Origin of the sequence: Synechococcus sp. R55.3, from assembly GCF_047461975.1 — a bacterium.
Taxonomy (GTDB): domain Bacteria; phylum Cyanobacteriota; class Cyanobacteriia; order Thermostichales; family Thermostichaceae; genus Thermostichus.
The window spans coordinates 1-5,636 of sequence record NZ_JANSIG010000106.1 but is presented as its reverse complement, the minus strand read 5'-3'; the positions used below and the strand labels follow the sequence as shown (position 1 = coordinate 5,636).

Genomic DNA, 5,636 nt, shown 5'->3' with positions numbered 1-5,636 from the left:
AAACCGGCAGCAGAGAGCAGAGGATCAGGAAAACCAGCAAATACTCGTAGCCGGACAGAACAAACACGACGCCAGACTGCCTCAGTTGCTCAACATTTAGATACGTTTCCAGTATAGAGCCAGTCTGTGGCTCCCCTGCGCCACCGGATCTTCAGTTCTATTGATGATCATGATTGTTGGGAGCGGCGTTTTTCCAGCCAGCCCCACACTCCGCTCACCACCGCCCCGGCCATCAGGATCCCCAAAGCCGGCTGAAACAAAGGCAGCCAGAGCCGCATCCAAAGTTTGTAGCCCAGTGGGATCCCAAGAAAAGCCCCGGTTACGGAAAAGACAAACCAGACAAACCCGGCGAACACCAGAAAGACAACGGCAATCAGGAAGTTATCCAGCCAGCGCTTGAGGTCAGAGGAAACCATAGGGATTGAGGCAGAACAGCTTGAAGTAGACCCAGAGGCAATCTGGGAACCGAACCTTTTGGGCCGCTAATGCCGATATCTCAGCATCTTTCACCCAGACAGACTGCCGGAATAAGTTCAACAGACAGGGTAGCTTACCCCAGCACTTGGTGAAGATCCCACGTGCACCTTTTTGGGTAGAGTAAGCTGTGCCGGCCCGCTGCTGACCCGCTGTGAACACAACCCAAAACCACGGTAGCGCCAGTAGGATTCCCCAGCCAGCCTGCTAACAATAAGTGAGATTTCCCTTCTGCCGCTTGGTCAGCTCAGGTTGAAGATTCTCCCCAAATGGCTGCACCGGTTGTTGACTTGTCAAGATATAGTGGTAAAAATCTGCTTATACACAATATGTAGCGTTAAGCCGATGTCCATCTCCTCTGGCTCTTCTTTTGCAGACCGCTTGCGATGGGTGATTGGCGATGAAGCCGTCTATGCGTTTGGGCGACGGGCCGGAATTAGCGATACGGCCTTGCGCAGCTACCTGAAGGGATCCGTGCCCAGCATTGACAAGGCCGTGAAAATTGCCCAAGTGGGCCAGGTCAACCTCAATTGGCTGATTACAGGGGAGGGATCCCCGCAGTTGCATCCCGACGCGAAAGCAGAGTATGTGTATGTGCCTTTTGTCGATGTAGCCGCCTCTGCCGGAGCGGGGGTGTTGGTGCGGGAAGAATCGATCGAATCGGTGATTGCTTTTGAGCGAAACTGGCTGCGGACGCACTTGAAGGGAAACCCTGCCGATCTAAGTCTGATTCGGGTGCAGGGGGATAGCATGTCTCCCACGTTGGAGGATGGCGACTGGATCTTTGTGGAGCGGCAAGAGGGTGGAGACCTGGGCTGTGAAGGCATTTACGTCTTTCAGATGGATGGGGATCTGTTGGTCAAACGACTGCAGCGCCTGCCCGGATCCCAGGTGAAGGTGATCAGCGACAACCCCCGCTTTCCCCCCTTTGTGGCGGATTTGGCGGATCCCATCAACGGCCTAACCCTCATAGGGCGTTATCGAGGTCGCATCAGTTTTAATTAGCCTCTGGCAGCAGATGGCGGGAAGTGGCAGTTGGACCGACCGAGAATCCCCTTGGCGAGATCGGGTCGCCGGTTAGGATGGGTCTTGAGGGTTGAGTTGAGAGGAGTTCCTGCTCCTTGCCTGCGCCCATCCAGCCGGAGGTTTGCCTGCAATGGCTCGTTCGTCCCAGCTCCTAACAGTCGCTCTCCATTCCCTAAGCGGGATCCTCTTGGTCAGCAGCGGAATCTGGGTCGGGATGGTGCTTCCCCAGCAGGCCCAACCTCAGCCCCAGCCGGAGACCAACATCTCTCCCACTCAACCCGCTTCTCCCACACCACCGATCCTGCCCACCTTGGCCCCGCCCCAGGCCAATCCTCCGGTGGCCAGCCCAACAGCAGATGCAGATCCAGAGGAAAATCATGAGAGCCCCACGGATCTGGAGGCAGAGATTCGGGAGATCCGCCAGCAGGTGATCCAGCTCTTGATCAGAATTGAGGAATTGGAGTCGCGGCTGCAACGGCTGCGTTCTCAAACAGGCCCTGAGCCTATCAGGGAATCTTCCACTGCTGCTGAGATCGCTCCAGGGGCAGAAAGCGCCTCTGCGCCCACCCCGGCTCCGACCACAACGCCAACCTCCTTTCAGGTGGGAACCCAAACCATCAGCCTGCCGGGCGATTTGCTGTTCGATTTTGACAAAGCCGAGATTCGACCTGAAGCAGCCTCGCTGTTGGCCCAGGTGGCCAAGTCCTTGGAAGCTATGCCCGGCGCCCGCGTTCAAGTGAATGGCCACACCGATAACATCGGGCCCTTAAACTACAACTTGGCTCTTTCCCTGCGCCGCGCCAATGCGGTTAAGGACTATTTGATAAAACTGTTGCCGGAAGGCCATCCCATCAGTTGGACAACCTCTGGCTTTGGTCCCACCTTGCCCGTTGCCGATAACGACACAGAAGCCGGACGGCAGCGGAACCGCCGTGTGGATTTGGTCATCGCTCCCTAGCTGCACCCCCCCCAAAGTGGGGGATGACACGTTCTAGCAGGGCTCTGGTCTAGAATCTGGTAGGGTCAATCCGGCCAGGATTGATGGGCTTGAGTTCAATCCTCATCGTTGGGGTTCGGTTTTGAACGCAGCAGGGATCCCTCTGGACAAGAGGCAAACGTTTGCGCTGAGGGTTGACACAACCCTGGACGCGCTTGACCAGGTTTTGACCTGGTTTGAGTCTTTCCGAAATGCGGGCATCCCGGATCCCATTTGGGCGGAATGTCAGTTGGCTTTGGTAGAGGGGTTTACCAACGCCGTTCGCCACGCCCACCGCGCTCTGCCGGAAAGTACGCCCATCGACATTGAGCTGCTGCTGATGCCGCAAGGGCTGGAGTTGCGCATCTGGGATCAGGGGCAGGAGTTTGATCTGGAGGGATTTGCTCGGAACTTGTCGGATCCCACATCGCCCAACGCCAATCTTGAGTCCGAGGGGGGACGGGGTATTTTGCTGATGAAAGCTCTCTCTACTCACCTCAGCTACAGCCGCCAAGCGGATGGTCGCAACTGCCTGGTGATCGGCAAGCGCTTCGACGATCCTGTTCGAGTCTGTCGGTGCCGGGCCTAGGCGAGCAAGCCGCCGCTTAACTTGCGAATGGCCGAGCTGGCTACATCGCTGTAGCGCAGTTCACCGGCCAGGATCTGGCCCATGCGCCGAGTGGCTCCCGGTCGCTTAACGCCCACCCTATAGCCCACGCCCGGAAAGCGATAGAACAACGCCGCAATCCGCTTGGCCCAACGCATCTCGGAGCCCCATTCCTGCTGGACGCGGGCGGAGTAGTTCTCCAGAGCTTCTGTATCCCCACCCAGGGCTTGATCGATGGCCTGGGCCGCCAACATGCCGGTGAGAAGGGAAGGGCGGATCCCTTCGGCGGTAAACGGATCGATGACGCAGGCGGCATCTCCCACCAAGAGGGCATTTTGGGTGTGTAGCGGTTGATCTTCGTCCCAGAGGCAGATGGGATGGCCAAATGGCTTGACCGATTTCAAGTCCACACCAAAGCTTTGGGCATATTGGGCGGCAATTTCCCGCAGGTTTTGTTTTTCTCCACCCCGAAAGGTGCCCGCTCCAATTGAGTAGCCATCGGCCTTGGGGAAGTTCCAGATGTAGCCATTGCTCACGGCACCGAAGTCAAAATGGGCGGCTGCAGTTTGCGGCTGCGAGAGGGGCACTTCTGCTTCCAAGGCGGCAGCCAGGCGACGACGGCGTTCCTGAAAGCCCAGCCACTTGGCCATCGAGCCTTTTGCCCCATCGGCCCCAATCACGTACCGACCCCAGACTGGGCCGGCGGATGTCATCACCTGCCAGTGGTCACTTTGCCACTCAAGGCCGGAGACGGGGCATTCTGCCTGGAGCGCAGCCCCTTGCTTTTGCGCCTGCTGAATCAAGTAGTGGTCGAAAATATCCCGCCGCACCATCCAAACGGGCTCTTTTAAATCCAAATCGACCACCACCGGATCGCCACCACGCCAGGTGTAGCGGATTTGCCGGATCTTGAGGGAAATGGCGGGGCCAAAGTCGAAGTCAAACCAAGCCGCCACCATAGGAGAAACTCCCCCCCCACAGGGTTTGTAGCGGGGCAAGGGATCCTTTTCCAGAACCAGCACTGAGCGTCCCCGCTTGGCCAGATGGTAGGCAGCAGATCCGCCGGCGGGGCCAGCCCCGACGATGACACAGTCGTAAAGTTGCGGCATGGTTTTCGATCTGCAAGCCCCCTTGACCGGGGTTCTGGTTACCAGAAGAACTGCCCAAAAGAATTATATTGGGTCTACGAATGACGGTTACAAGGGATCCCTTCACAGCAGCCGGCTAGACAGAAGACGATGCGAATTCGATGGCAGCGGCTTGCCAGCCAGCCCTCAACTTGCTACTGTGCCGCCTGCGGAAAGCGTTTTGCGGGCGGGAAGCGAGTTCGTCACCTATTCAACGATAAGGGGTTGGATCTCGGCCCCCTTTGCCCAGCGTGCTTTGCCCTTCCCCCAGAGCAGTTGCGAGAACAAATCCGCCGCTACGCCTATTTGATTCGCCTAAATCGTCTGCGGGATCCCGGCAGCCAAGACCACGCCCATCATCTGGAACAAGCGGCCCGGGAGCGCTCCATTCGGTATCCGGGCCTGTGGGGCTGGCTGCGGCAGTGGTGGTAGCGTTGGCAAGGGCATTGGGCATTCTGGAAAAGATGCAGGAAAATCAGGAGAGGTTGCCTTCGGGATCCCAGACCCGTTGGCTTGTTTGCTCTCGTTGGTTGAGGAGCCCCCATGCACGACCTGGACAGTTTGCCAGAACCAGTAGCCGATGCCTTGATCAAAAGCCTGCTTACGGACGTGGAGCGGCTGATCAACCAGCACGGACTGTCAGAGGTTCTGGTGGGGTTGGCCATGTATTGCAACGTGCAGTTCAAGGCCAAGTTCAATAAGCCCAACCGCACGGAGAAGGATGAGGAGTTGGGGTTTTATTTCCGCGACGCCGCCAAAGCTCTAGAGGTGGCTGCCAGCCTTACCTATCGCACCATCGACCGCTCTCAATCTGCCCGGCCCAGCACCTAGCCACTGGGATCCCTTTTTAGCTCTCACCCCCAACCTCTCTCAGGAAGAAAAAAGGGAGCCGGCGATCCATTGAGGATCTTAAGGATCTTGGGGTGGCAAGGGATCCCCCTGGGTTTTTATGCTGGTGGGCAACAAGTTGCATTGAGGCTGAGCGTGAGAATCGTCTGGGAACGCAGCATTTACGGGGGCAATGGCCGAGTGCCCTGCATTATCTGTGGGGGATGGGCCAACCCCATCCAGAAAAAAGGGCACCAAGTGTTGCTGGCGGTGGTCTACAACGACCGCGGGCAAATCTACGGGGAAGTCTGCCGCAGTTGTCTCAGTTTGGGGGCCAAAGGCATCAAGGAGTGCCTGCAAGAGCGGATTGCCCGCCTGCGCAAACAACTGGAAGACTTGGAAGAGCTGGAGCAGGGAGAGGTGCAACTGCCCACACTGGAGCAGGAGTTGAGTGCCTATTTGGATTGACAACTACACCTTCTGCCGTTCAACTGGGATCTGCAGCCAACGGCTTAGCTCCACGGCCAGCCACTCCAACTCTGGCTCTTGCAGATCCTTTAGCTCGTACTTGCGGTTGCCCGCCCAGACGTTCAACTGT

General features: G+C 57.6%; 8 protein-coding genes. 6 read left to right on the top strand and 2 right to left on the bottom strand.

Annotation, left to right across the window (positions count from 1 at the left end):
* Positions 1-167 precede the first annotated feature (167 nt).
* On the bottom strand, positions 168-416 hold the full coding sequence (locus NW849_RS12975) for a hypothetical protein (RefSeq protein WP_011433899.1): 249 nt from the start codon (positions 414-416) through the stop codon (positions 168-170).
* A gap of 403 nt (positions 417-819) precedes the next feature.
* Here NW849_RS12975 and NW849_RS12970 point away from each other — a divergent pair, with 403 nt between their 5' ends.
* The 3 genes from NW849_RS12970 (at position 820) to NW849_RS12960 (ending at position 3,065) form a co-directional block, all read left to right on the top strand.
* Entirely contained in the window at positions 820-1,479 is a 660-nt protein-coding gene (locus NW849_RS12970; protein WP_414358106.1) for an XRE family transcriptional regulator, read from the top strand.
* A gap of 151 nt (positions 1,480-1,630) precedes the next feature.
* Positions 1,631-2,458, top strand: coding sequence for an OmpA family protein (locus NW849_RS12965; protein ID WP_414358103.1), 828 nt, complete (start codon positions 1,631-1,633; stop codon positions 2,456-2,458).
* A 205-nt stretch (positions 2,459-2,663) separates the two neighbouring features.
* Positions 2,664-3,065 carry an ATP-binding protein gene (locus NW849_RS12960; RefSeq protein ID WP_414352096.1) on the top strand — a complete coding sequence of 134 codons (402 nt, stop codon included), beginning with the start codon at positions 2,664-2,666 and terminating at the stop codon, positions 3,063-3,065.
* Here the strand turns inward: NW849_RS12960 and NW849_RS12955 are convergent.
* Entirely contained in the window at positions 3,062-4,192 is a 1,131-nt protein-coding gene (locus NW849_RS12955) for a geranylgeranyl reductase family protein (protein WP_414352097.1), read from the bottom strand. The two genes, NW849_RS12960 and NW849_RS12955, sit on opposite strands and share 4 nt — an antisense overlap.
* Before the next feature lie 129 nt (positions 4,193-4,321).
* Here NW849_RS12955 and NW849_RS12950 point away from each other — a divergent pair, with 129 nt between their 5' ends.
* The 3 genes from NW849_RS12950 to NW849_RS12940 all read left to right on the top strand — a co-directional run bounded on the left by NW849_RS12950 (position 4,322) and on the right by NW849_RS12940 (position 5,506).
* Positions 4,322-4,642: a hypothetical protein gene (locus tag NW849_RS12950; RefSeq protein WP_414358100.1), complete on the top strand. Its 321-nt coding sequence runs from the start codon at positions 4,322-4,324 to the stop codon at positions 4,640-4,642.
* A 111-nt stretch (positions 4,643-4,753) separates the two neighbouring features.
* The gene (locus NW849_RS12945) at positions 4,754-5,041 is read left to right on the top strand and encodes a hypothetical protein (RefSeq protein WP_011433893.1); all 288 of its coding nucleotides are present in this window, start codon (positions 4,754-4,756) and stop codon (positions 5,039-5,041) included.
* Between the two features lie 153 nt (positions 5,042-5,194).
* Positions 5,195-5,506, top strand: coding sequence for a hypothetical protein (locus tag NW849_RS12940; RefSeq protein ID WP_414331199.1), 312 nt, complete (start codon positions 5,195-5,197; stop codon positions 5,504-5,506).
* Positions 5,507-5,636: the final 130 nt, after the last annotated feature.